Annotated in this window: 23 protein-coding genes; 9 read left to right on the top strand and 14 right to left on the bottom strand. The window is 73.2% G+C overall.

The annotated features are described in order from the left end of the window. Positions 1-1182 (bottom strand): MFS transporter (locus tag E1166_RS11020; RefSeq protein WP_132338148.1); only part of this gene is annotated, 1182 nt, incomplete at its 3' end. Continuing rightward, entirely contained in the window at positions 1179-1808 is a 630-nt protein-coding gene (gene pdxH, locus E1166_RS11015; RefSeq protein WP_132338158.1) for a pyridoxamine 5'-phosphate oxidase, read from the bottom strand. The genes E1166_RS11020 and pdxH, both read right to left, overlap by 4 nt. Before the next feature lie 272 nt (positions 1809-2080). On the opposite strand from pdxH, the gene E1166_RS11010 reads away from it, so the two are divergent. The 3 genes from E1166_RS11010 (at position 2081) to sepH (ending at position 5814) form a co-directional block, all read left to right on the top strand. Then, on the top strand, positions 2081-3187 hold the full coding sequence (locus E1166_RS11010; RefSeq protein WP_132262939.1) for a citrate synthase 2: 1107 nt from the start codon (positions 2081-2083) through the stop codon (positions 3185-3187). Positions 3188-3423: 236 nt separating this feature from the next. Next, positions 3424-4551, top strand: a complete 1128-nt coding sequence (serC, locus tag E1166_RS11005; RefSeq protein ID WP_132338146.1) for a phosphoserine transaminase — start codon at positions 3424-3426, stop codon at positions 4549-4551. A gap of 186 nt (positions 4552-4737) precedes the next feature. Further along, a complete protein-coding gene (sepH, locus tag E1166_RS11000; RefSeq protein ID WP_132338144.1) occupies positions 4738-5814 on the top strand; it encodes a septation protein SepH in 1077 nt (358 codons plus the stop codon). 28 nt (positions 5815-5842) lie between these two features. On the opposite strand, the gene thpR is transcribed toward sepH, so the two are convergent. The 5 genes from thpR to E1166_RS10975 all read right to left on the bottom strand — a co-directional run bounded on the left by thpR (position 5843) and on the right by E1166_RS10975 (position 10432). After that, the gene (gene thpR, locus E1166_RS10995) at positions 5843-6421 is read right to left on the bottom strand and encodes an RNA 2',3'-cyclic phosphodiesterase (RefSeq protein WP_132338142.1); all 579 of its coding nucleotides are present in this window, start codon (positions 6419-6421) and stop codon (positions 5843-5845) included. Further along, positions 6418-6936 carry a hypothetical protein gene (locus E1166_RS10990; protein ID WP_243710296.1) on the bottom strand — a complete coding sequence of 173 codons (519 nt, stop codon included), beginning with the start codon at positions 6934-6936 and terminating at the stop codon, positions 6418-6420. The genes thpR and E1166_RS10990 overlap by 4 nt, the downstream gene beginning before the upstream one ends. Positions 6937-7037: 101 nt before the next feature. Beyond that, complete coding sequence (locus E1166_RS10985) at positions 7038-8324, bottom strand: MFS transporter (RefSeq protein WP_132338140.1); 1287 nt, start codon at positions 8322-8324, stop codon at positions 7038-7040. Positions 8325-8392: 68 nt separating this feature from the next. Continuing rightward, entirely contained in the window at positions 8393-8842 is a 450-nt protein-coding gene (locus E1166_RS10980) for a MarR family transcriptional regulator (RefSeq protein ID WP_207914153.1), read from the bottom strand. Positions 8843-8956: 114 nt separating this feature from the next. Beyond that, entirely contained in the window at positions 8957-10432 is a 1476-nt protein-coding gene (locus E1166_RS10975; protein ID WP_132338138.1) for an NCS2 family permease, read from the bottom strand. A gap of 88 nt (positions 10433-10520) precedes the next feature. Here E1166_RS10975 and E1166_RS10970 point away from each other — a divergent pair, with 88 nt between their 5' ends. Then, positions 10521-10772, top strand: a complete 252-nt coding sequence (locus E1166_RS10970) for a DUF2530 domain-containing protein (RefSeq protein ID WP_132338136.1) — start codon at positions 10521-10523, stop codon at positions 10770-10772. A gap of 42 nt (positions 10773-10814) precedes the next feature. On the opposite strand, the gene E1166_RS10965 is transcribed toward E1166_RS10970, so the two are convergent. Then, the gene (locus tag E1166_RS10965; protein ID WP_132338134.1) at positions 10815-11654 is read right to left on the bottom strand and encodes a DUF3027 domain-containing protein; all 840 of its coding nucleotides are present in this window, start codon (positions 11652-11654) and stop codon (positions 10815-10817) included. A gap of 99 nt (positions 11655-11753) precedes the next feature. On the opposite strand from E1166_RS10965, the gene E1166_RS10960 reads away from it, so the two are divergent. Then, positions 11754-13388 (top strand): MFS transporter, encoded by a 1635-nt coding sequence (locus E1166_RS10960; RefSeq protein WP_132338132.1) that lies wholly within the window; start codon positions 11754-11756, stop codon positions 13386-13388. Further along, a complete protein-coding gene (locus E1166_RS10955; RefSeq protein WP_132338130.1) occupies positions 13385-14035 on the top strand; it encodes a futalosine hydrolase in 651 nt (216 codons plus the stop codon). The genes E1166_RS10960 and E1166_RS10955 overlap by 4 nt, the downstream gene beginning before the upstream one ends. On the opposite strand, the gene E1166_RS10950 is transcribed toward E1166_RS10955, so the two are convergent. Beyond that, positions 13998-14873, bottom strand: a complete 876-nt coding sequence (locus E1166_RS10950) for a GNAT family N-acetyltransferase (protein WP_243710295.1) — start codon at positions 14871-14873, stop codon at positions 13998-14000. The two genes, E1166_RS10955 and E1166_RS10950, sit on opposite strands and share 38 nt — an antisense overlap. Positions 14874-15195: 322 nt before the next feature. Between E1166_RS10950 and E1166_RS10945 the strand changes: the two genes are divergently transcribed. Next, positions 15196-16044 (top strand): 1,4-dihydroxy-6-naphthoate synthase, encoded by an 849-nt coding sequence (locus E1166_RS10945; protein ID WP_132338152.1) that lies wholly within the window; start codon positions 15196-15198, stop codon positions 16042-16044. Here the strand turns inward: E1166_RS10945 and E1166_RS10940 are convergent. Together E1166_RS10940 and E1166_RS10935 are read right to left on the bottom strand one after the other, a co-directional pair. Further along, complete coding sequence (locus E1166_RS10940) at positions 16005-16391, bottom strand: cold shock domain-containing protein (protein WP_132338128.1); 387 nt, start codon at positions 16389-16391, stop codon at positions 16005-16007. The genes E1166_RS10945 and E1166_RS10940 overlap by 40 nt on opposite strands. 28 nt (positions 16392-16419) lie before the next feature. Continuing rightward, positions 16420-17043 (bottom strand): HAD hydrolase-like protein, encoded by a 624-nt coding sequence (locus tag E1166_RS10935; RefSeq protein ID WP_132338126.1) that lies wholly within the window; start codon positions 17041-17043, stop codon positions 16420-16422. Positions 17044-17127: 84 nt separating this feature from the next. Here E1166_RS10935 and E1166_RS10930 point away from each other — a divergent pair, with 84 nt between their 5' ends. Further along, positions 17128-19593 carry a helicase-associated domain-containing protein gene (locus tag E1166_RS10930; protein ID WP_132338124.1) on the top strand — a complete coding sequence of 822 codons (2466 nt, stop codon included), beginning with the start codon at positions 17128-17130 and terminating at the stop codon, positions 19591-19593. Between the two features lie 4 nt (positions 19594-19597). Here E1166_RS10930 and E1166_RS10925 read toward each other — a convergent pair whose 3' ends face one another. Further along, on the bottom strand, positions 19598-19834 hold the full coding sequence (locus tag E1166_RS10925) for a hypothetical protein (RefSeq protein WP_132338122.1): 237 nt from the start codon (positions 19832-19834) through the stop codon (positions 19598-19600). A 7-nt stretch (positions 19835-19841) separates the two neighbouring features. Beyond that, a complete protein-coding gene (locus tag E1166_RS10920) occupies positions 19842-20693 on the bottom strand; it encodes a L,D-transpeptidase family protein (protein ID WP_132338119.1) in 852 nt (283 codons plus the stop codon). Between the two features lie 176 nt (positions 20694-20869). On the opposite strand from E1166_RS10920, the gene E1166_RS10915 reads away from it, so the two are divergent. Further along, complete coding sequence (locus tag E1166_RS10915) at positions 20870-22549, top strand: DNA repair helicase XPB (protein ID WP_132338117.1); 1680 nt, start codon at positions 20870-20872, stop codon at positions 22547-22549. Positions 22550-22809: 260 nt separating this feature from the next. Here the strand turns inward: E1166_RS10915 and E1166_RS10910 are convergent, their stop codons facing one another. Beyond that, positions 22810-23724, bottom strand: coding sequence for an RNA polymerase sigma-70 factor (locus tag E1166_RS10910; RefSeq protein WP_132338114.1), 915 nt, complete (start codon positions 23722-23724; stop codon positions 22810-22812). Positions 23725-23874: the final 150 nt, after the last annotated feature.

Below are 23874 nucleotides of genomic sequence, written 5' to 3'. Positions count from 1 at the left end.
GGCCACCCCCGAGCCGAGCCCGGCCGCCATCGCCCCCGCCCGCAGGTCACCCAGGCGCGGTCCGCCCGCGACCACCACCGTGTTGACCCCCTGCAGCCGGCCGCGCATCCGGTCCGGCGCGTAGCTCAGCAACATCGACTGGCGCAGCACCGCGCTGACCAGGTCGGCCGACCCGGCCACGGCGAGCAGCAGCACCACCAGCCAGAGCTGCCGGGCCAGCCCGGCCAGCGCGATCGCCAGGCCCCAGCCGACCACCGCCAGCACCAACGCCACGCCCTGCCGACGCAGCCGACCGATCCAGCCGGAGGTCAGCCCGCCCAGCATCGCGCCGATCGCGATGGCGCTGTACAGCCAGCCCACCGTCGCACCGCCACCGAACCGCTCCTGCGCCACCTCGGGGAAGAGCGCCCGCGGCATCGCCAGGACCATCGCGATCAGGTCGATGGCGAACGACAGCAGCAGCACCGGCGTGGCGGCCAGATAGCGGAACCCGTCGAGGATGCCGGCGAGACCGCCGCGCCGGGCCTCCCCCTCGGCCGGCGGCGCCGGTGGCATGGCCGGCAGCCGGACGGTGGCCGCCACCAGCCCGGTGAAGAGCACCGCGTCCAGCGCGTACGCGACCGGCAGGCCCCGCGCGTCGCCGAAGGCCGCGAAGATCAGCCCCGCCGCCAGCGGCCCGGCCACCGAGGCGGCCGTGAAGGTGGTGAAGTTCAGCGTGCTGCCCGCCGGCACCAGCTCGGGCGACAGCAGCCGGGCCAGGATCGCCGACCGGGCCGGCGAGCTGATCGCGAACGCGGTGGAGTGCACGGTGACCAGTGCCAGCAACGCCACCGGGTGGCCGCCGAGCAGCGCGTGCCCGAGCAGACCCAGCATCGACGCCCACAGCAGCGCCGAGCCGGCCAGCAAGACCCGCCGACGGTCCCGGGCGTCGGCCACCGCACCGCCCCACGGCCCGAAGACCAGCAGCGGGGCGAACCCGGCGACGCCGAGCAGCCCGACCCAGAGCGAGTCGCCGGTCAGCGCGTACATCTCCACCGGCACCGCGACCGCGGTCAACTGGAAGCCGAACATGGCCAGCGTGTTGCCGAGCCAGACCCGCCGGTACGCCGGCACCCGCAGCGGGCGCAGATCGATCGCCCAGCGGCGGGCGGCCCGCCCCCCGACCGACCGGAGCGAGGTCACGGGGCCAGCCGCTCCACGACCCAGTCGCCGCGGTCGGTACGCCGGAACCGCAGCCGGTCGTGCAGCCGACTGGCCCGCCCCTGCCAGAACTCCACCGTCTCCGGGCACACCCGCAGGCCACCCCAGTGCGGCGGCGCCGGGATCGGCTCCACCTCGGCGAAGCGTTCCGCCGCCGCCCGGTACGCCGTGTCCAGCGCCGCCCGGTCCGCGATGACCCGGGACTGGGTGCTGGCCCACGCGCCGAGCTGGGAGCCGCGTGGCCGGCTGGCGAAGTACGCCTCGGTCTCGGCCCGGTCCACCCGCTCGATCCGCCCGGCGACCACCACCTGCCGCTGCATCGCGAACCACGGGAAGACCAGGCTGGCCCACGGATTGACGGCGGCCTCGACACCCTTGCGCGAATCGTAATTGGTGAAGAAGACGAACCCGGCCGGGTCGTAGCCCTTGAGCAGGATGGTACGGCCGCTGGGACGACCGGCGGCGTCGGCGGTGCCGACCACCATCGCGTTCGGCTCGGGCAGCCCGGCGGCGACCGCGTCGGCGAACCACCGGTCGAACTGGGTGTGCCAGTCGGCGGCCAGGCCAACCTCGGACAGGCCCTCGTCGGCGGCGTACTCGTTGCGCATGGCCGCCGGGGCGGGTGTGTCGCCGGTCACGTTCCCTCTCCCTCTCGCCGGGCTGTGGCCGTCCCCCCGCGCTGGCCAGCCCGCACCGGACAGTCTCGCCGACGCCGCGCGGTCGCGCGCCCGGGGGGATGTCGTGCGCAGCACAGCCGCAGCGGCTCGCGCACCCGGTTACCCACCAGGCAAGATGTCACGAACACATTCCAGACGGTCGCCTACGGTGCTGGGCCGGACCGGGCCGCGACGGGCGTACCGACCACACCCAGGAGACGACAATGTCCGACTTCAAACCGGGCCTGGAGGGCGTCGTAGCCTTCGAGACCGAGATCGCCGAACCGGACCGCGAAGGTGGCGCACTGCGCTACCGCGGCGTGGACATCGAGGATCTGATCGGTCAGGTCTCCTTCGGCAACGTCTGGGCGCTGCTGGTCGACGGGCGGTTCGGGCCCGGCCTGCCGCCGGCCGAGCCGTTCCCGGTCCCGGTGCACTCCGGCGACATCCGCGTCGACGTGCAGTCCGCGGTCGCCATGCTGGCCCCGTACTGGGGTCTGCAGCAGTTGCTGGACATCTCCGACGAGCAGGCCCGCGAGGACCTGGCCCGGGTCTCGGTCACCGCGCTCTCCTTCGTCGCCCAGTCCGCCCGCGGCCTGGGGCTGCCCGCCGTGCCGCAGAAGGAAATCGACAAGGCGGAGACCATCGTCGAGCGCTTCATGAAGCGCTGGCGCGGGGAGCCCGACCCGCGGCACGTCAAGGCCGTCGACGCGTACTTCATCTCGGCCGCCGAGCACGGCCTGAACGCCTCCACCTTCACCGCGCGGATCGTCGCCTCCACCGGCGCCGACGCCGCGGCCTGCATCTCCTCCGGCATCGGCGCGCTTTCCGGCCCGCTGCACGGCGGCGCCCCCTCCCGGGTGCTCAGCATGCTGGAGGCCGTGGAGCGCAGCGGCGACGCCGAGGGGTACGTCAAGAACGTGCTCGACCGGGGCGAACGGCTGATGGGCTTCGGGCACCGGGTCTACCGGGCCGAGGACCCGCGCGCCCGGGTGCTGCGCCGCACCGCCCGGGAACTGGGCGCCCCGCGCTTCGAGGTTGCCGAGGCGCTGGAGCGGGCCGCGCTGGCCGAGCTGCAGGCCCGCCGCCCGGACCGGGTGCTCGCCACCAACGTCGAGTTCTGGTCGGCTGTGGTGCTGGACTTCGCCGAGGTGCCGGCGCACATGTTCACCTCGATGTTCACCTGCGCCCGGATGGGTGGCTGGAGTGCGCACATCCTGGAGCAGAAGAAGCTCCAGCGGCTGGTCCGGCCGTCCGCCCGCTACATCGGGCCGGGTTCCCGCAAGCCGCAGGAGGTCGAGGGCTGGGACGCCGTCCCGCACGGCGTCTGACCGCGTACCCGAAAGGCCCCGTCCAAGCCGCTTGGGCGGGGCCTTCGCGTGCCCGGTGTGGCGCTTCTCACCACCTGCGGACCGGCTGCGACGCCGGGCCGACCCGGTTGTGGTGCACGACTCAGCTTCCGGCCCGGGACCGACGGCCGGACGGTCCGCTGCGGGTGCGAGGATGAAGGCCGGCAGCGCTGCCGGACCGGGCCCGCCCTCGCCCACGCGGAAGGATCGAGACAACCGTGGCTGACGCACCGACCATCCGGATCCCCGACGACATCAAGCCCGCCGACGGGCGGTTCGGCTGCGGGCCGTCCAAGGTCCGTCCGGCGGCCGTCTCCGCCCTCGCCGACGCGGCGACCAGCTACCTGGGCACCTCGCACCGGCAGAAGACCGTCCGCGACCAGGTGGCCCGGCTGCGACGCGGCATCGCCGAGCTCTTCTCCCTTCCCGAGGGCTACGAGGTGGTCATCGGCAACGGTGGCACCACCGCCTTCTGGGAGGTCGCCGCCTTCGGTCTGGTCCGGGACCGGGCCCAGTTCGCCAGCTTCGGCGAGTTCGGCGCGAAGTTCGCCAAGTCGGTCGCCGACGCGCCGTTCCTGGGCGAGCCGACCGTGCGCAAGTCCGAGCCGGGCAGCGCCCCGACCCTGGTCGCCGAGGCCGGCGTGGACGTCTACGCCACCCCGCACAACGAGACCTCGACCGGTGTCGCGGTGCCGATCAGCCGGGTCGCGGGCGCCGACGAGGGCTCCCTGCTGCTGGTCGACGCCACCTCCGCCGCGGGCGGCCTGGAGGTCAACGTCGGCGAGACCGACGTCTACTACTTCGCCCCGCAGAAGTGCTTCGGCTCCGACGGCGGCCTCTGGCTGGCGCTGATGTCGCCGGCCGCGATCGCCCGGGCCACCGAGATCAAGCAGTCCGGCCGCTACATCCCGGCCTTCCTCGACCTGGTCACCGCGATCGACAACTCGCGGCTGGAGCAGACGTACAACACCCCCGCGCTGGCGACCATCCTCCTGGCCGCGGAGCAGACCGACTGGATGAACGCGCAGGGCGGGCTGGCCTGGGCGGCCAAGCGCACCGCCGAGAGCGCCGCCGTCGTGTACGGCTGGGCGGAGCGCTCGGAGGTGGCCACCCCGTTCGTCACCGACCCGGGGCTGCGCTCCAACGTGGTCGCCACCATCGACTTCGTCGACGCGGTGGACGCATCGGCGGTCGCCAGGGCGCTGCGGGCCAACGGGATCGTGGACACCGAGCCGTACCGGAAGCTGGGCCGCAACCAGCTGCGGGTCGCGCTCTTCCCGGCGATCGAACCGGCCGACGTCGAGGCGCTGACCGCGTCCATCGACTACGTGGTCGAGCGACTCTGATCGGCGATCACGGTGGGTGGTCACCGGGCGTTCCCCAGCCACCCACCGTGATCATTGCCGCAGCTCAGTCGCGACATGCGGGTGTCGCATCCCCCACCGTCGGGTAGATGGGCGTACGGTGGTGCGAGACGCCCGGGTGGCCGGCTCGTGGCGTGACGGCCAGCGAAGCGGGACGGAGGCAACGCCATGCGCCCAGTACGCTTCGTCGCCCTCTCCGAGGACGGCCAGGCTCTGGTTCTCGCCGACGAGGTCGGGCGGCTGCTCGCCCTCCCCATCGACGACCGCATCGCCTCGGTGCTGCACGCCGAGCCCGGCGCCGCACCGCTGTCCGTGGTGCCCGCCGCCGTTGACCCGACCCCGTCCCTGTCCCCACGGGACATCCAGGCCCGGATCCGTTCCGGCGAGTCCGCCGAGGACGTCGCCCGGATCGCCGGCGTCCCGGTCGACCGCGTCCTGCGGTACGCCGGCCCGGTGCTCCAGGAACGGGCCATGCTCGCCCAGCACGCCCGGCGTACCCGGCTCAAGGGCGCCGAGAAGGCGACCCCGCTCGCCGAGGTGGTCAACGGCCGGCTGGCCCAGCACGGGATCGACACCGAAAAGATTTCCTGGGACGCGTACCGGCGTGACGACGGCACCTGGCGGGTCATCGCCACCTGGCCGTCCGGCAAGGCCACCGCGCAGGCGGTGTGGGATCTCGACAAGACCCGGCAGCACGTCACCCCGCACGACGACATGGCGCAGTACCTCTGCGCCGAGCGCCCGACGCCGATCCTCGGCCAGGAGCCGGCACCGGAGCGTGGCGGTCACGCGCTGCCCGGCCCGTCGCGGGGCGAGCCGAGCCGGGGCGGGCACGGTCTGCCGACCCCAGCCGAACCCCGACCCGGGCGGGATCCGATCCGAGCCGGGCGGGACGCCCTGCTCGCCTCCCTCGACCGACCGCTGGGCGGCACCGGCGGGCGTGGGCTCGACCCGCGTTCCCCGGCGGCCCTCGCCGGTGGCGACGCGCCCCGGCAGCGGGCCGTCGGCGGGGGTGCGGCGGCGCTGCTCGGCGGTGGTCAGGGTTCCGCCTTCGACGACGACTCGGACGCCCCGAAGGAGGTCCCGGCCGTACCGTCGCTGGCGGTGTTGCGACCGCGCCGCACGGGTGCCGCGGCGGCGACCGGCGGCGAATCGACCGAGGCCGGCGGCAAGCCGCGCAAGCGGCTGCCGAGCTGGGACGACGTCCTCTTCGGCAGCGGCCCGGCGGCCCGCGAGTCGTCCTGATCTCCCAGGTCACGGGCCCCCGGCACGGTCAGAGAGGCCAGCGGGCCAGGTGGTCGTACCGGGGACGGGGGCCCTGGTGGCTGCGGACCAACACCAGTTCGGACGCGGGCCACTCCGGACCCCGGTAGTCGTCCAGGGTCAGGCAGTCGGCCACCACGTCGCACCGGTCGATCCGATCGCCGGGGCGGGCGATCGTCAGGTGCGGGCGGAACGGCCGCTCGTCGTACGGGAGGCGATTGCGGCGCAGCCCAGCCCGGATCAGCCGGCCCAGCAGGTGCAACGCCTCCACCTCGCCGCGCAGGTCCACCCAGAGGACGGTGAACCGACCCCGCCCGAACCGTCCGCCCCCGCCGAGGTGGAGCCGGGGCGAACTGTCCCAGCCCCGCCGGGCGGTCTCGACGGCGAGGCCGAGCGCGCTCTGCACGTCGACCAGCCGGTCGGCCGGCACCTCGCCGAGGAAGGCGAGCGTGACGTGCAGGTTGGCCGGGTCGGCGAGACGTACGTTGATGCCGGCGGCGAAAGCGGCCCCGACCCGCAGCCCGGCGACCCGCGCGGTGAGATGGGCGACGGCCGCCGGCGGCGGGTGGACCGCGACGAAGAGCCTCACGCCTGCGGGTCACGCAGCCGGCGTACCCCTCGGGTGGTCGGCAGCACCAGACCCGCCCGGGCGAGCATCCCCTCCACCCGGACCCGCTCGATCTCCCGGTCCACACCGGTCAGCTCCCCCAGGTGCTCGGCGATTCCCAACGCCTGGCAGGCTGCGCGGAGCCGGTCGTCGTACGCGTCCATGACCGAGCTGTGCCAGACCACCGAACGGCCGCCCGCGGCGAGCCGATGCCGGGCGAGGCGGCGTAGGTCGGCGGCGACGCCTTCGAAGGGCTGTCGGTCGGGCCGGTCCAACCGGGCCAGGTCGACGTGGCGGGTGAGGGCGTCCCCGCCCAGGGAGCGGCCGAGCCGGGCGAGGGTGCGCCCCTCGCGGCGCCGTTCCCGCCACTCGACCCAGCCGCAGACGACCCGGTCGATGATGTCGTCGAGGCAGAGGAGCAGGGCGAACGCCGCCGGCAGGCACGCCACGGCGAGAAACGCCAACACCAGCGTCAGAGCCCCGCTACCGCCTCCCACGTATCGACGCTAAGGCCCACGCCCGGCCGCCGCCACCGGATTGCCGGCATCCGGGCGAGAAACCTGACCCAGGGTGACCCGGACCGCACGTTTCGAGAAGGTCAGCAGTCCGGGGCGGAGACGATGTAGAAGCGCGGCATGGGCAGCACCCGGAAGCGGAGCCGGGCACCGTCGCGCCGCAGCTGCCAGGCGAGTGCCAGCAGGGCGGTGGCCAGCGAGAGCAGCCCGCCGATCCAGATGCTCGCCCCCGCGCCGTACGTCTCGGCGACCCAGCCGATCAGCGGCGCCCCGACCGGGTTGGTGCCGAGGAACACCAGTACCCACAGCGCCATCACCCGGCCGCGGAAGGCGGCGTCGGTGCCGAGCTGGACCCGCTGGTTGGCGGCCTGGGCGAAGAAGACCATGAAGAAGCCGGTCGGTGGCAGCAGCGCCACCACCAGCCAGTACGCGGGCGCGAGACCGACCAGGGTGCCGAAGGTGGCGCAGCCGACCGCGGCGCCGAGCACCAGCCAGACCGAGGGGCGGCTGCGCCGCCCGGTGCCGGCCAGTGCCCCGACCAGCGCCCCGGCTGCCAGCGCGGTGCTGAACAGGCCGAACGAGGCGGCGCCGGTGTGGAACACGGTCTTGGCCAGCGCGGCGAGGGTGAGCTGGAAGTTGAACAGCGACATCCCGATGACCGACATGACCACCATCGGCAGCAGCAGGTCGGGTCGGCGGAAGACGTACCGGAGCCCGTCGACGACCTTGGCGGAGCCGCGTTCGGCGACCGGGGGCAGTTCCTTGCGGTACAGCTCGGCGGGGCGCATCCGGATCACGGTGACCAGTGGGGCGATCGAACTGAGCGCGGTGACTCCGAAGACCGGGCCGACGTCGAAAGCGGCGATGGCCAGGCCCGCGACGGCCGGGCCGACGATCCGCGCCGAGTTGAAGGTGGCGGCGTTGAGCGAGAGCGCGTTGGGCAGCAGCGACACGCCGACCAGTTCGCTGACGAACGCCTGCCGGACCGGGGTCTCCACCGCGTTGGCGACGCCGAGCAGGGCGGCGAAGGCGAAGACGTGCCAGAGCTGGACCAGGCCGGTGATCACCAGGAGGCTCATCGCCAGCGCCAGCACCGTCCAGAAGGCATTGGCGACGAAGAGGATCATACGCTTGTCGTACCGGTCGGCAAGGCGACCGGAGAGGAGGGTGAGCAGCAGCACCGGGGTGAACTGGAGCGCGGTCACCACGCCGAGGGCGGTGGCGGAGTTGTCGGAGAGCTCGAGAACGAGCCAGTCCTGGGCGATGAACATCATCCAGACGCCGATCAGTTTGATCAGCTGCCCGGACGCGAAGAGCCGGTAGTTGCGGACCTGTAGGGACTGGAACATCGTGCTCAACTTCGCCTGCACTCTTGGTGCGCCTCCTCGCGTCGCGTACGCCGAATCACCACGGACGGCGCGGACCCGGTGGCGCGGGCTCAGGCGCGGGCGAGCTGCTGGAGAATCTCGGCGGCCCGCCGAAGCGTGTCGCGTTCGTCTTCCGTGAGCGCGGCCAGCCGCTGGGCCAGCCACTCGTCGCGGGCCCGCTCGAACTGTTCGAGCACGGCCCGGCCCCCTTCGGTGGCCGCCAGGATGACCTGGCGGCGGTCGGTCGGGTGGGGGGTGCGCTGCACGAGGCCGCGCTCCTCCAGCTTCGCGACGATCCTGGTCATCGTCGGGGGCTGCACCCGCTCGACGTCGGCCAGTTCCCGGGGCGTCAGCGCGCCCGCCAGCTTGAGGCTGGTGAGCGCGGAAAGCTGGGTGACCGTCAGGTCGCCGACCGGCCGGGCCCGCCGGACCCGGCGGTTGAGTCGGGTGATCGCATCACGCAACTGGGGAGCCAGTCGCGCCGGTGGCACGCGTTCCGCCGTCACCGTCCGCTCCGTCACAATCGTTAGCTTAACTAATGAACCTGCCGGGCGACCCGCGATATGAGCAGGCTCACCGGGGGATGTGCCCGCCGCGGGCCAGGTCCAGCCACCTGGCCCGCGGCGGGCGTCGACTCACAGCGCGGCTTCGATCGGCCCGCGCAGGAAGTACAGCACGAAGAGCACGGCCACCCCGTACAGCAGCGGGTGGACCTCCCGCGCCTTCCCCTTCGCCAGCTTCAGCAGCACGTAGGTGATAATGCCGGCGCCGATGCCGTTGGAGATCGAGTACGTGAAGGGCATCAGGGTGATGGTCAGGAATGCCGGGATGGCGATCTCGTAGTCGGTCCAGTCGATGGTGCGTACCGCGGTCATCATCAGGAAGCCGACCACCACCAGCGCCGTCGACGCCGCCTCGAACGGCACCACCGCCGACAGTGGCGCCAGGAACATCGCCAGCAGGAACAGCGCGCCGGTGACCAGGTTGGCCACTCCCGTCCTGGCCCCCTCCGCCACACCGGCGGCGCTCTCGATGTACGACGTGTTGCTGGACACGCTCGCCGCACCACCCGCCGCCGCGGCGATCGAGTCGACCAGCAGGATCTCCTTCGCCCGTGGCGGGGTGCCCCGCTCGTCGAGCATGTCCCCCTCCTGGCCGATCGCCACCATCGTGCCCATGGTGTCGAAGAAGTCGGTGATCAGCAGCGTGAAGACGAACATCAGCGGCACCAGCCAGCCGGCCCGGCTCCACGAGTTCAGCACGTTGAAGTTGCCCAGCAGCGACAGGTCGGGGACGTCCACGATCCGGTCCGGCAACTCCGGCACGTTCAGCGACCAGCCGGTGGGGTTGGGCTTGCCGTCGACGAAGGACGGCCCCACGTTCGCCACCGCCTCCACCACGATCGCCAGCACGGTGGAGGCCAGGATGCCGATCAGGATCGCGCCCCGGACCCGGCGTACCACCAGCACCAGGGTCAGCAACAGACCCACCACGAAGACCAGCATCGGCCAACTGACGATCTTGCCGTTGATGCCCAGACCCACCGGCACGGTGGTGTTCGCGGCGTCCGGAACCCGCCGGACGAAACCGGCGTCGACCAGGCCGATGATGGTGAGGAAGAGCCCGATGCCGACGCCGATCGCCGTCTTCATCTGGGTCGGCACGGAACGGAAGACCGCCGTCCGTAGGCCGGTGAGCACCAGGACCGCGATGATCAGACCCTCGATCACCACCAGGCCCATCGCGTCAGCCCAGGTCATCTGCGGGGCGATCTCGTACGCGACCAGCACGTTCACGCCCAGGCCGGCGGCCACCGCCATCGGGAACCGGCCGACGACCCCCATCAGGATCGTCATCAGGCCGGCGACCAGGGCGGTCGCGGCGGCGATCGCGGGAATGGCGAGTTTCCTGCCGTCGCCGTCGACGGCGCCGCCCAGGATCAGCGGGTTCAAGACCACGATGTACGCCATCGTGAAGAAGGTCGCCAGCCCACCCCGTACCTCCCGGCTCAGCGTCGAGCCACGGGCGGAGATCTCGAAGAACCGGTCGAAACCGGTGCGGGGGTGAGCGGGATCGGGTGGAGTGCCGTTGTCCGGCGGGGCAATGGCCATCAGGTCCTCGCAGGTGATCTACCGTTGTCGCGCGCATCGTCCCAGATCAGCGGGGGCGACAAAAGCCGGAGCCGGTACGCTGTGCCCCGTGCCCCAGGAGCAAGCGCCCCGCCCCGAGCCGCTCGACCCGCCGATGGTTCCCTTCGCGGTCGCCGGGCTGGTCGCCTGGGCGATCGCCGGGCTGGTCCTGCTGCTCCGCAGGGACTGGCTCGCCGAGCACGGGCACCAGAACTGGCTCTGGACCTGCCTGGCCGGCTTCCTGTGGGGTTTCCCCGGCCTGGCCGTAATGATCCGGCACGACGCGAAGCGCCGGCGCCGTCGGGCCGTGGGTCAGGACTGAGCCGATCCCCGCGATCGCGTCATCGGCCGTGCGGTGCTCCGGTCAGGGGTGGCCGTACGGCTCGGCCGGCTCCGCCGCCTCCACCGAACCGGGGGCGCGGCTGACCGACACGGCCTCGACGGCGCTGTCGTCGTAGACCGTCGGCATCTCGTCGACCGGCGGCTCGGCGGCTTCGACCAGCGTCTCCGAGTGCGCGCCACAGCCGTGGTCGGCACTGACCACCCGGCCGTCGTCCGGGGCGTAGAAGTTGCCGCAGGCACCGAAGGACTGCCGCAGCGCGCCGGCCAACGGCAGGTAGAAGCCGCAGGTGCCGCAGCGGGCGGTGGCGGGTGCGGCGACCGAGATCGGCGCGGCGGGGCCGTGATCGCCGTCGTACCAGCGCTGGGCAGCCTCGGCACGACCCTCCCGGGACAGCACCCGGGGCCGACCCAGGCCGAGCTCCCAGGAAACCTCCTCGACCGCCGGGTCGTCGGAGAGCAAATAACCGGGGGCGAGACGCTCGTCGTCCGGCGGCGTGGGCAACAGGTCGCCGGGGCCGAGGTCACCCGGCTTGAGCCGCTCCTGCCAGGGCACCCAACCGGGGGCGAGCAGGGCGTCCGAGCCGGGCAGCAGCACCGTTTCACAGACCGTGACGTGTCGACTGCGCGGCACCCGGGTCACGGTGACTGCCCAGCGCCAGCCCCGGTACCCGGCGAGCCGACACTCGAAGTAGTGCGTGACCACCCGGTCACCTTCGGCGACCGCACGCAGGTGGTCGCCGACGTCGGCGGGTTCCACCTCGGTGATGGCGTCGCGGGCCACCTCGACGGCGGCGGCACAGACCTGGTCGAGGCGGGCGGCGCGGGTGGAGGCGGGCCTGGTCACCCGTCCATTGTTCCCCATGCGCGTCGTCGCCTGTCAGGGACTCCCCGCAGAACCCCGCCGCGGCATCTTCCCCCGGTGACGCGACGCGCGGGCAGCCGATGGGTGAGGATGGAGCACATGCCGCTGTTCTCCCGCTCCGGGCGCTCCGTACTCGGACGGAGCGTCGGCACGGGCATCCGCACCGCACGCCTGATGTTTCGCGGCTCCGTCAGCGGCGGACGGTGGGTGACCCGACGGGCGGGGTCGGCGCGGGCGCGGGGCGCGGGCGGCGAGGCGGGTATGGTCCGCCTCTTCGACCTGCACGCGCTCTCCTGCGCGGGGGACACCCTGATCGCCATCGGCCTGGCCGGGACGATCTTCTTCGACGTGCCACTGGGCGAGGCCCGCAGCAAGGTGGCGCTGTACCTGCTGGTGACAATGGTGCCGTTCGCGATGCTGGCCCCGGTGGTCGGCCCGCTGCTCGACCACTTCCGGCACGGCCGGCGGTACGCCCTGGCCACCACCATGCTCGGCCGGGGATTCCTGGCCTGGTTGATCTCGGACTACATCGGCGGCTTCGGGCTCTATCCGGCGGCCTTCGGCGTGCTGGCGCTCTCCCGCGCGTACGGGGTGGCCCGCTCGGCGGCCGTGCCCCGGCTGCTACCGGAGGGTCTCGGGCTCTCCCAGGTCGGTGCCCGGGCCAGCGTCTACGGCACGGTGGCGGGGGCGCTGGTGGCCCCGATCGGGCTGGCCGCGTTCTGGTTCGGGCCGCAGTGGCCGCTGCGGGTCGCGTCGGTGGTCTTCCTGGTCGGCATGGTGATCGCGCTGCGGCTGCCGCCAAAGGCGGACTCCGAGCCACCCGAGCGGGTGCCCAATCCGCTGCGAGTGCTGCGCCACGACGGGCACCGACCGTTGGGCCGGGGCCACCCCGCAGGCCGACTGGTGATGGCCACCCTGGTCGGTGCGGCGGCGCTGCGCGCGCTCTACGGCTTCCTGCTGTTGTTCCTCGCGTTCGCGCTGAAGAAGGGCGACCTGACCACCGACTTTTTCGGCCGGAGGCTGAGCGACCAGATGGCGCTGGGCCTGGTCGGTGGGGCACTCGCGGCCGGTAGTTTCCTGGCCACCGCGCTCGGCACCCGGCTGCGCATCCACCGACCGGCAGCGATCCAGTCCAGCAGCATGACCATCGTGGCCGGGGTGGGGATCCTCGCCACGGTACGGTTCTCCCTGCCGATGGTGGTGCTGCTATGCCTGGTGACGGCTCTTGGCAGCGGCATCGCCAAGCTGGCCGTGGACGCCTCGATCCAGGAGCGGATCCCGGAGCGGCTGCGGGCCAGTTCGTTCGCCCATTCGGAGACCGCGCTGATGCTGGCCTTCGTGGCCGGCGGCGCGCTGGGCCTGGTCCCGTTCGCCGGGCAGGCCGGCGTCGCGGTCGCCGCCGGGTTCGCAGTGCTGGCGGCTGTTCGGGGTGGGATCGTCGCGGGCCGACTGCGCGCGGAACGGCTGATCGGTCGGCCGCTCAGCGACGAGGAACTGAGCGTACGGACCCGGACGGCCGAACCCGACGACGCCGCCGGGCGGGCGGCCGAACCGGACGACGCCTCCCTGACGGCGGCGGCCCAGGCCGCGCCGACCTCACCGGCACCCGTCGGCAGGCCCGACGACGACGGGCTGGCCCCGCCCGGGTACCACATCTACCGGCCCTCCTCCGCCGCTCGTTCCGGCGGCGCGGACGACGAGCAGCCACGACAGTCGCCGGGACCGGTGTCGTGACCGGCCTGCTGGTGCTGACCGCGGTACCGGCCGAGGCGGAGGCGGTGTGCGCCGGCGTGGCCGATTCGACGGTGACGGTCCGGGCGGTCGGGGTCGGCCCGGCCGTGGCGGGTGCCGCCACGGCCCGGCTGCTGGCGCTGGCCGAGGCGGCGGATCGGCCGTACCGGGCGGTGGTGAGCGTCGGGATCGGGGGAGGCTTCGTCGGCCGGGTGGCCGTCGGGGCGACGGTGCTGGGCAGCCGTAGCGTCGCGGCCGACCTGGGCGCGGAGTCACCGGAGGGCTTCCTTCCGATCGACGAGTTGGGCATGCCTCCGGAACTGCTGGGCGGTGGGCCGGTGGTCGAGGCGGACGAGGAGCTGTTGGCCGCCCTGCGTGCGGCGCTGCCGCACGCGACCGTCGGCGAGATCCTGACCGTCAGCACGGTGACCGGCACGGCCGCCAGCACCGCCGCCCTCGCCGACCGGCACCCCGCCGCCGTCGCGGAGGCCATGGAGGGCTACGGCGTGGCGGTCGCCGCCGCCCAGGCCGGCCTGCCCTTCGCCGAGTTGCGGACCATCTCCAACCCGGTCGGCCCACGCGACCGCGGGGCGTGGCGGATGCGGGAGGCGTTCAGCGCGCTGACCGAGGCGGCCCGGGCGCTGCGCTGAACGGACGCACCAGCCGCAGCGCCGCCGGCTGGGCCGCCTCCAGCCGGAACCCGCAGGACAGCAGGAAGCGGATACCGCCGGTCTCACCGATCGCGTACGCGGTGTCGGTCCCCGTCCGATCCATCTCCGCGACCAGCGCGTCGAGCAGGCGTCGCCCGATCCCGAGCCAACGGTGCGCGATGGCGACCAGCACCCCGTCGAGGACGACCTCCCGCCGGCCGGGCAGGTCGTAGGGGGCGAGAAAGTCGACGTTTCGCTCGTGGGCCCGCAGCTCACCCACCAACTCGCCGTCGGGTAGCTCCGCCACGAACCGCCAGGAGGTGGCGGGCAGGTCAACGCCGGTCACCCGCCGGATTCGCACCGCGCGGCGCACCCGCTCACCGGCTCGGCGCCTGTCGCGGACGGCCCGGTCCTGGTCGTACGTCACCAGAGGCAGTGGCGCTGGCCAACGCTCGGGCGGCAGGTCATACCAGCCGGCCCACCAGGCACCCCGCCAGTCCCGGGGTTCGTGGACCGCGCGGGCGTCGAGGTGGGCGGGGCAGTGCCGGCCGGCGCTGTCCCGCAGTTCCTCGTGCGGCACCGCCGGCAGGCCCGGGGTGGCCGCACCGTGGTCGGTCGGGTCTTCGAGTGAGATGGTGAGCCCGGCGGCCATGGCTCCGACCAGCCGTTCGATGGTGCGGAACCGGGGATCGCGGCTTCCTCCCGACTCGATCCGGGCGATGGTGGACTGCGGCACCCCGGACCGGTCGGCCAGCTCGCGCTGGCTGAGGTCGGCCCGGCGGCGCAGCGCCCGCAGGGTGGGGCCAAGGTCCAGCGTTCGAGGCGGGGTGGTCGTCACGCTTCCATGGTGGGCTGCGGCCGACACCGTTCCCAAGCCTCTCCTCCCGGCTGTGGAAAACCCTGTGGAAAACAGCCTGGCCTGGGGACAGGGGGTGGGCAGACAGCCTGCAAAGCTGATTACGTAGGCGAATCGCCCCCGGCCGATCCGGCTGGACGACTCGCCCCCGCCGATCCGGCTGGACGACTCGCCCCCGCCGATCCGCCTGTGCCGTCAGCTTCGCAGCGTGCGACTCGACACCTGGTTCCGCCGGTCGACTCGGCTCCCAGCACGCGGGCAGAGGGCGGAAGGGCTGCCGATCGGGCAGCGCTACGGTGGGGTGGTGGCGCTCTCCCTGGCGATCTCGCCCTGTCCCAACGACACGTTCGTCTTCCACGCCCTGGTGCACGGCCGGGTGCCGGGGGCACCGCCGGTCAAGGTGACGTACGCGGACGTGGACGTCACCAACACGGCCGCCGAACGCGGGGCGTTCGACCTGGTGAAGGTGAGCTACGCGGCACTGCCCTGGCTGTTGGACGACTACCACCTGCTGCCCTGCGGCGGCGCCCTCGGCCGCGGCTGCGGCCCGCTGGTGCTCACCCGCCCCACGGCCGGCGCCCAGCCCGCCGGCGGCGGCCTCAGCGGCGCCACCGTGGCGGTACCCGGCGACCGCACCACCGCGTACCTGCTCTTCCGGCTCTGGTCGGCCGAGCGGCCACCGGCGCGGATCGAGGTGGTGCCGTTCCACGAGATCATGCCGGCCGTCGCCGCCGGACGGTACGACGCCGGGCTGGTCATCCACGAGGCTCGGTTCACCTATCCCCGGCACGGGCTGACCGCCCTGGTCGACCTGGGCGAATGGTGGGAGAGCGACACCGGCCTGCCGATCCCGCTCGGCGCGATCCTCGCCCGCCGGGGCGCCGTCGACCCGGTCGAGGCCGCCGGCTGGATCCGCGAGTCGGTCCGGCAGGCCTGGGCCGACCCCGCGGCGAGCCGTGACTACGTGCTCTCCCACGCGCAGGAGATGGAGCCCGACGTGGTGGACCGGCACATCGGCCTCTACGTCAACGAGTTCACCGCGGACCTGGGAGACGCGGGGTTCGCCGCCGTAGAGGCGCTGCTGGGCCGGGCCGCCGCCGCCGGACTGACCCCTCAGACCTCCAGCTCGCGGGCCACCGCGTGGACCAACTGAGCGATCTTCTGCGCGGTCTTCCGGTCGGGGAACCGACCCCGGCGCAGGTCCGGCTGGACCTTCGCCTCCAACACCTTGATCATGTCCTCGACGAGGCCGTGCAGTTCCTCGGCCGGCCGGCGGCGCAGCTCCGCCACCGACGGCGGAGCCTCCAGCAGCTTCACGCCCATCGCCTGGGCACCCCGACGGCTGTCCACCACGCTGAAATCGACCCGCTGCCCGCCCTTGAGGTCGGTGACACCCTCCGGTAGCGCGCCCTTGGGCAGGAACACATCGCCACCTTCGTCGCTGGTGACGAACCCGTATCCCTTGGCCGCGTCATACCACTTCACTCGACCCGTCGGCACCTGAGAACCTCTGCTTCGCTCGTGACGTCTACTGCTCCAAGGCTAGCCCGATGATCCGGTCCAGCGCCGCCGGGAATCCGGTGAGATCATCCAACACCAGCCGCGCCCCGGCGTCCCGCAGCTCGTCGCGGTCACACGGGCCGGTGGCCACCCCGATCCCCGGCACCCCGGCCGCCTCCGCGGCCACCATGTCCGCCACATGGTCGCCGACGTAGAGCGTCGCGCCGTGCGTGCGCAGCGCGGTCGCCTTCTCCTCGGCGAAAAGGTCCCCGACCAGCTCGTCCACCACCAACCCGAGGTGGTCCAGGTGCAGCCGGGCCAGCCGGTCGCGCTTCGAGGTCACCACCATCACCCGCCCACCCCGGGCGCGCACCGCGGCCACCGCCTCCCGGGCACCCGGCAACAGCACCGACGGGGTGATCGCGTACGCGGGGTACAGCTCGCGGAAGATGTCCACGGCCTCGTCGACCCGTTCGCGCGGGAACCAGTGCGCGATCTCGGTGCGCAGCGGCGGGCCGAGCCGGGACACCGCCAGCTCGGCGTCCACGTGTACCCCGGTCTTCGCGGTCAACGCCCGGTAGCAGGCGGCGATGCCGGGACGCGAGTCGATCAGGGTCATGTCGAGGTCGAAACCGACCATCAGCGCAGCCACCCCGAGAACGTACCCGCCCGAGGGCGATCCAGCGCGACGTCCGAGGGGCGGGAGGGGCCTCCAGCGGGCTAGCGTGGAACGACGATGACCACCTCACTCGCCGACCACCTGCGGGCCCTGCCGGACGAGTCGCTGGCCGCACTGCTGCAACTGCGGCCCGACCTTGTCGTACCGGTACCGGCCGACGTCACCGCGCTCGCCGTCCGGGCCGAGTCCCGGGTCTCCGTGGCTCGCGCGCTGGACGGACTGGACCAGTTCACCCTCCAGGTCCTCGACGCCGCCCGGCTCACCCGGCGCCCCGAGGACGGCACCAGCTCCACCGACGCGGTGCTGGCGATCACCACCGCCGGGCCGCACCCACCCGCGCCGACCAGCGTCCGCAGTGCGCTGGACCGGCTGCGCGCGCTGTTTCTGCTGTACGGCCCGGAGTCAGCGCTGCGCGTGGCGGGCGGCGTGGACGAGGTGGCTCCGTACCCGGCGGGGCTGGGGCGACCGGCGGCGGAGCTGGACCCGCGGGCGGCGGCGCTCTGCGCGGACGCCGCGAAGCTGCGGCGGACCCTGCTCGCCGCTCCCCCGTCGGCCCGGGCGGTCCTCGACCGGCTCGCCGCCGGCCCACCGGTGGGCAGTGTGCCACCCGGCGCCCTCCAGGCCCCGGCGGTCGGCGCGGAGGACGAGCTGCCCCCGGACCCCACCAACGGCGGGGCACCGACCGGATCGCCGGTGCGCTGGCTGGTCGACGCGCGGCTGCTGGTCCGGGTCTCCACCGGCACCGTGGAGCTACCCCGCGAGGTGGGACTGCTGCTGCGGCGCGACAGCGGTCCGCTCGGCCCGCTGCGCACCAGCCCGCCGCCGGTGGCCGGCACGCTCCGCGAGCCGAAGCTCGCCGACTCCGCCGGGGCCGGGCAGACCATGGAGCTGGTACGCCACACCGAGGCGCTGCTGGAGAGCCTCGCCGCCGAGCCGGCACCGGTGCTCCGCTCGGGTGGCGTCGGGGTCCGCGACCTGCGCCGGCTGGCCCGGGTGACCGGGCTGGACGAGGCGGCCACCGCGCTGGTCCTGGAGGTCGCGTACGCGGCCGGGCTGGTCGGCGAGACGGACCTGCCCGGGGCGACCACCACCCGGTACGGCGCCGACCAGCAGGTGCTGCCGACCGGCGGGTACGAGGTGTGGCGGGCGGTGTCCCTGGCCCACCGGTGGGAACAGTTGGCCCGGGCCTGGCTCACCATGAGTCGCCAGGTGGGGCTGGTCGGCCAGCGCGACGACCGGGACCGCCCGATCAGCGTGCTCTCCGCCGAGGCGGAACGAGCCGGGGCACCGGCCGCCCGCCGGGCCGTGCTCGAAGTGCTCGCCGACCTGGCGCCGGCCACCGCTCCCAGCCCCGACGAGGTGCTGGCGCTGCTCGACTGGCGTGCGCCCCGACGCAGCCGGGGACGGGAAGCCGCCCACCGGGAGGTGCTGACCGAGGCGGCCCAGCTCGGCGTGACCGGGCTCGGCGCGCTCACCTCGTACGGGCGGCTGCTGCTGGCCGAGGTCACCGAGGCCGACGGACGGGGCGGCGGCGACCCGCTGGGCCTGCGCTCCGACGCCGAGAGCGGGGAACCGTCGAGCGCGGTGCGCGCGTTGGACGCCCTGCTGCCCGCCCCGGTCGACCACTTCCTGGTGCAGGCCGACCTGTCCGTGGTGGTGCCCGGCCCGCCGGACCCGATGCTCGCCGCCGAACTGGACGTGGTGGCCGAGCACGAGTCGGCCGGCGGCGCGAGCGTCCACCGGGTCACCACCGCCAGCGTCCGGCGGGCTCTGGACGCCGGCTACACCACCGAGGACCTGCACGCGCTGTTCCGCCGCCGGTCGCGTACTCCCGTGCCACAGGGGTTGACGTACCTGGTGGACGATGTGGCACGCAGACACGGCGGACTGCGGGTCGGGTCGGCCGGCGGGTACGTGCGCAGCGACGACGAGGCACTGCTCGCCGAGGTGCTGGCCGACCGGCGGCTGGAGCCGCTGGGGTTCCGCCGGCTCGCGCCGACGGTGCTGGTCACCCCGTACCAGGTGCAGCGGATGCTGCTCGCGCTCCGCGACGCCGGGTACGCCCCGGTGCCGGAGGACGCCACCGGGGCGGCGGTGCTGGCCCGGCCGAAAACCCGGCGGGCGCCCGCCCGGGCGGCGACCGGCCACAGTGTCGACCCGCTGGCGGCCCCGAAGCCGGCGATGCCCCGGCTGCTCGGGGTGGTGGAGCAGATGCGACGCGGCGACGCGGCGACGCGGGCGGCCCGGCGGGCCCCGGCGGTGGTACGCGGCGGCGCGGCGCGGGCGGCGGCCGGGCCGATGCCGGCGCACAGTCACAGCGACGCGTTGGCGGTGCTCCAGCAGGCACTGCGGGACAAGGCGCTGGTCTGGGTCGGGTACGTCGACGCGCACGGGGCGACCGCGTCGCGGCTGGTCCGGCCGGTGTCGATCGGGGCCGGCTACCTGCGGGCCGAGGACGAGCGGACGGAGATGCTGCACACCTTCGCGCTGCACCGGATCACGGCGGCGGTGCGGGAGGGTTGACCGGTCAACGGCGGTCGCGGCGGACGGTGCCGACCACAGAGACGATGAGCAGCAGGGCGAAGGCGGCGCCGGCGGTCTCCCCGACGGAGGCGACGAAACCCTGCCGCTGCACCAGCCATCCGAACAGGAACCAGCCGAAGAGGGCGAGCGCGGCCACGAGGTAGCCGAGCAGGGTCGCGGTGGAGACCTCGTCGGTGGGGTGCCGTGCCTCGTTGACGGTTGGCTCCTGGTCGACACTCATGGCAGCCCTAGGTGCCCGGGCGGCGGCCGAAGAGCACCACCCGGGAACCGACCGAGCCGAGCTGCCACCAGCGGACCGCGTCGGCGGGCAGCAGGTTGACGCAGCCGTGCGACCCGATCCCGCCGTCGTGCAGGTAGGTGGTGGTTTCGTGGAAGCCGATCCCGCCGTTGAAGCGCTGCCAGTACGGCAGCCACACCTCGTACGGGTCGGACCACTCCTTCAGGTTGCGGAAGTTGATCCGGTACGTGCCGGCCGGGGTGGCGTAGCCGGCCATACCGGTGCGGGTGACGGTCGGGCCGGCCACCACTGTGCCGCCCTTCATCACCCAGGTGGTCTGCCGGCTCAGGTCGATGCAGAAGGTGACACCGGAGCCGGCGTCGCAGCGTTTGGTGTCGGTGGTGGCCAGCCGCTTCGCCACGTCGTAGGTGAGCGGGCCGGCGCGGCCGGCGGCCGGGCGGATGTCGTACCGCTGCTGGAACTTTTTGATCGCGGCGCAGTCGGGATCCGACTGTCGGCCGTCGACGGTGACCGGGCCGAAGCCACCGAGGCGGGCGAGGTACCCCTCGACCTCGCGCTGGTGCTCACCCTGCGCGCAGCGGGTCTTGTTGGCCGGCTTGGGGGTGATCCGCCGGTTGTCCGACGGCACGGGCGGAGTCCTGCGCGACGATGCGGGCCGGGCCCGCTGGTCGGGCGGGGAGACGTCGTTCACCCCCGTTACCTGTTCCGCCCTGCCGACCGGGGCGAGCCCCCCTCCGGTGCCACCCGGGTCGGCCGGCGGATCGAACGCGCACCCACCCGCGCCGACCAGCGTGACCACAGCCAAGGCGACCGCCCGGATGGTGAGACCTTTGTGTGTCATCTGACCCTCCCGGCGTCGGCCGTCCCATTGCTAGACGTGCGGCAGACGGGAAACGTTGCGTCCTTCCGGCAATTTTCTGTGCGCTCCTGAACTCGTGCAACACTGGATGGTCGGCCTGCGGCGCGAATGGTGCCCAAAAAGGCGGCCGACACCCCGGTCGAGGAGAGGACGCTGGCGTGAGCGGTGGACCACTGATCGTGCAGTCGGACAAGACCCTGCTGCTGGAGATCGACCACCCCGACGCCCGGGCCTGCCGGATGGCGATCGCGCCGTTCGCCGAGTTGGAACGCTCGCCGGAGCACGTGCACACCTACCGGCTCACCCCGTTGGGGCTGTGGAACGCCCGCGCCGCCGGCCACGACGCGGAGGCCGTGGTCGACGCCCTGATCAAGTACTCCCGCTACCCGGTGCCGCACGCGCTGCTGGTGGACGTGGCCGAGACGATGGACCGGTACGGCCGGCTCCAGCTCGCCAACGATCCGGCGTACGGTCTCGTGCTGCGCGCCCTGGACCGGCTGGTGCTGATCGAGGTCGCCAAGAGCAAGAAACTCGCCGGGATGCTCGGCGCGAAGATCGACGACGACACGATCGCGGTTCACCCGTCGGAACGGGGCCGGCTCAAGCAGGCGCTGCTCAAGCTCGGCTGGCCGGCGGAGGACCTGGCCGGCTACGTCGACGGCGAGGCGCACCCGATCGAGCTGGCCGAATCCGGCAAGGACGGCGGGAAGCCGTTCACGCTGCGGTCGTACCAGCGGGAGGCGGTGGAGGCGTTCTGGGCCGGCGGCTCGGGCGTGGTGGTGCTGCCCTGCGGCGCGGGCAAGACCCTGGTCGGGGCGGCGGCGATGGCCGAGGCGAAGGCGACCACGCTGATCCTGGTCACCAACACCGTCGCCGGCCGGCAGTGGAAGCGGGAGCTGATCGCCCGCACCTCGCTCACCGAGGACGAGATCGGCGAGTACTCGGGCGAGCGCAAGGAGATCCGCCCGGTCACCATCGCCACGTACCAGGTGCTCACCTCGCGGCGCGGCGGCGCGTTCACCCACCTGGACCTGTTCTCCGCGCGCGACTGGGGTCTGGTCGTCTACGACGAGGTGCACCTGCTGCCCGCGCCGATCTTCCGGTTCACCGCGGACCTCCAGGCCCGCCGCCGGCTGGGGCTGACGGCGACGCTGGTACGCGAGGACGGCCGGGAGGGCGACGTGTTCAGCCTGATCGGCCCGAAGCGGTACGACGCGCCGTGGAAGGACATCGAGCAGCAGGGCTGGATCGCCCCGGCCGAGTGCACCGAGGTACGGGTGACCCTGACCGACGCGGAGCGGATGTCGTACGCGACGGCGGAGGCGGAGGAGCGCTACCGGATGGCGGCGACCGCCCGGACGAAGCTGCCGGTGGTCCGCGCGCTGGTGCAGCGGCACGCCCACGAGCAGGTACTGGTCATCGGCGGCTACATCGACCAGCTGCACCAGCTCGGGGAATACCTCGACGCGCCGATCGTGCAGGGGTCGACGACGAACAAGGAGCGCGAGCGGCTCTTCGACGCGTTCCGCTCCGGCGAGCTGCGGACGCTGGTCATCTCCAAGGTGGGGAACTTCTCGATCGACCTGCCGGAGGCGGCGGTGGCGATCCAGGTGTCCGGGACGTTCGGGTCACGGCAGGAGGAGGCGCAGCGACTCGGGCGGGTGCTGCGACCGAAGGCGGACGGCCGGCAGGCGCACTTCTACACCGTCGTCTCCCGGGACACGATCGACACCGAGTACGCGGCGCACCGGCAGCGCTTCCTCGCCGAGCAGGGGTACGCGTACACCATCGTCGACGCCGACGACGTGCTCGGCCCGTCCCTCCCGTCGCTCGACTGACGCCTCCTTGATCGACACGGTGCGTCTCTGCGGGGCAGGGCGGCCACCGGCTCCTCACGTCGCTACCAAGTTGATGACGTGAACGAGTCAGCCAGTACGCGCGACGGGCGTCGAGTGCTGCCAGCGGAGCACACCTCGGCGTGCGCGCCGCTTGCGCCCTGGCTCCGGCGGCGGTGAATCATTGACGTCATCAGCTTCGTAGTCGCGCAGATGCGGCGGACGGTCGAACTGCCACGTGCCCCGAGGTGGGATGACGGGGCTCAACGGCTCAGGAACGTCTCCCGTTGCATGTGGGACAGCTTCTCGGGGTTACGGATGGCGTAGATGCCGCTGATCAGGCCCTCGTCGATGCGCAGGGCCAGCACGGTGTCCAGTTCGCCGTCGAACTGGACCACCAGCGCCGGTTGGCCGTTGACCTGCGCCGGCCGCAGCGAGGTGATGCCGGCGACCTTGCCCCACCCGCCGATCACCAGCCGGGCCACCTTCTCGACCCCGACGATGGGCCGCAGGACGGCCTGCTTGACGCCACCACCGTCGCCGAGCAGGACCACGTCCGGCGCGAGGATGTCGAGCAGGCCCTGAAGGTCGCCGGTCTCGACGGCCCGCTGGAACGCGTCGAGGGCGTACCGGGTCTCGGTGGGTGAGACGACCTGGCGGGGGCGGCGGGCCGCGACGTGCGCGCGGGCCCGGTGGGCGATCTGGCGGACCGCGGCAGGGCTCCTGTCCACGGCTTCGGCGATCTCGTCGTATCCGAGGTCGAACACCTCGCGGAGCACGAAGACCGCGCGTTCGGTCGGCGCGAGGGTCTCCAGCACCAGCAGCATCGCCATGGAGACGCTGTCGGCCAGCGCGACGTCCTCGGCGACGTCGGGCGCGGTGAGCAGCGGCTCGGGCAGCCACGAACCGACATAGGACTCCTTGCGGCGGCCCAGCGTCCGCAGCCGGATGAGCGCCTGGCGGGTGGTGATCCGGACCAGGTAGGCGCGCTGGTCCCGGACCGTGGCGAGGTCGACGCCCGCCCACCGCAGCCAGGTCTCCTGGAGTACGTCCTCCGCGTCGGCGGCCGAGCCGAGCATCTCGTACGCCACGGTGAAGAGCAGGTTGCGGTGGGCCAGGAAGCCTTTGGTGGCCCGGTCCGGGCGGCCCTCGGCTGCGGTCTGCGGCGTGCCCGCCATGGGTGACTCCTGTTCGCTCTCGACTGCGTCACCCACCAGATGCCGACCCGCGCCGTCCTGTGACGCCCCCGGCATGTGGCCGCTGTCACCCGGTCGTGCCGTCACAGGGACTCGGCCGCCGGCATCTCGTGTTCGTCCCCTACCGAACAG

This window comes from Micromonospora sp. KC213 (assembly GCF_004348325.1).
In the GTDB taxonomy this organism is placed as follows: Bacteria; Actinomycetota; Actinomycetes; order Mycobacteriales; family Micromonosporaceae; genus Micromonospora.
The sequence above is the reverse complement of the archived record's forward strand: the minus strand, read 5'-3'. Positions and strand labels throughout refer to the sequence as shown.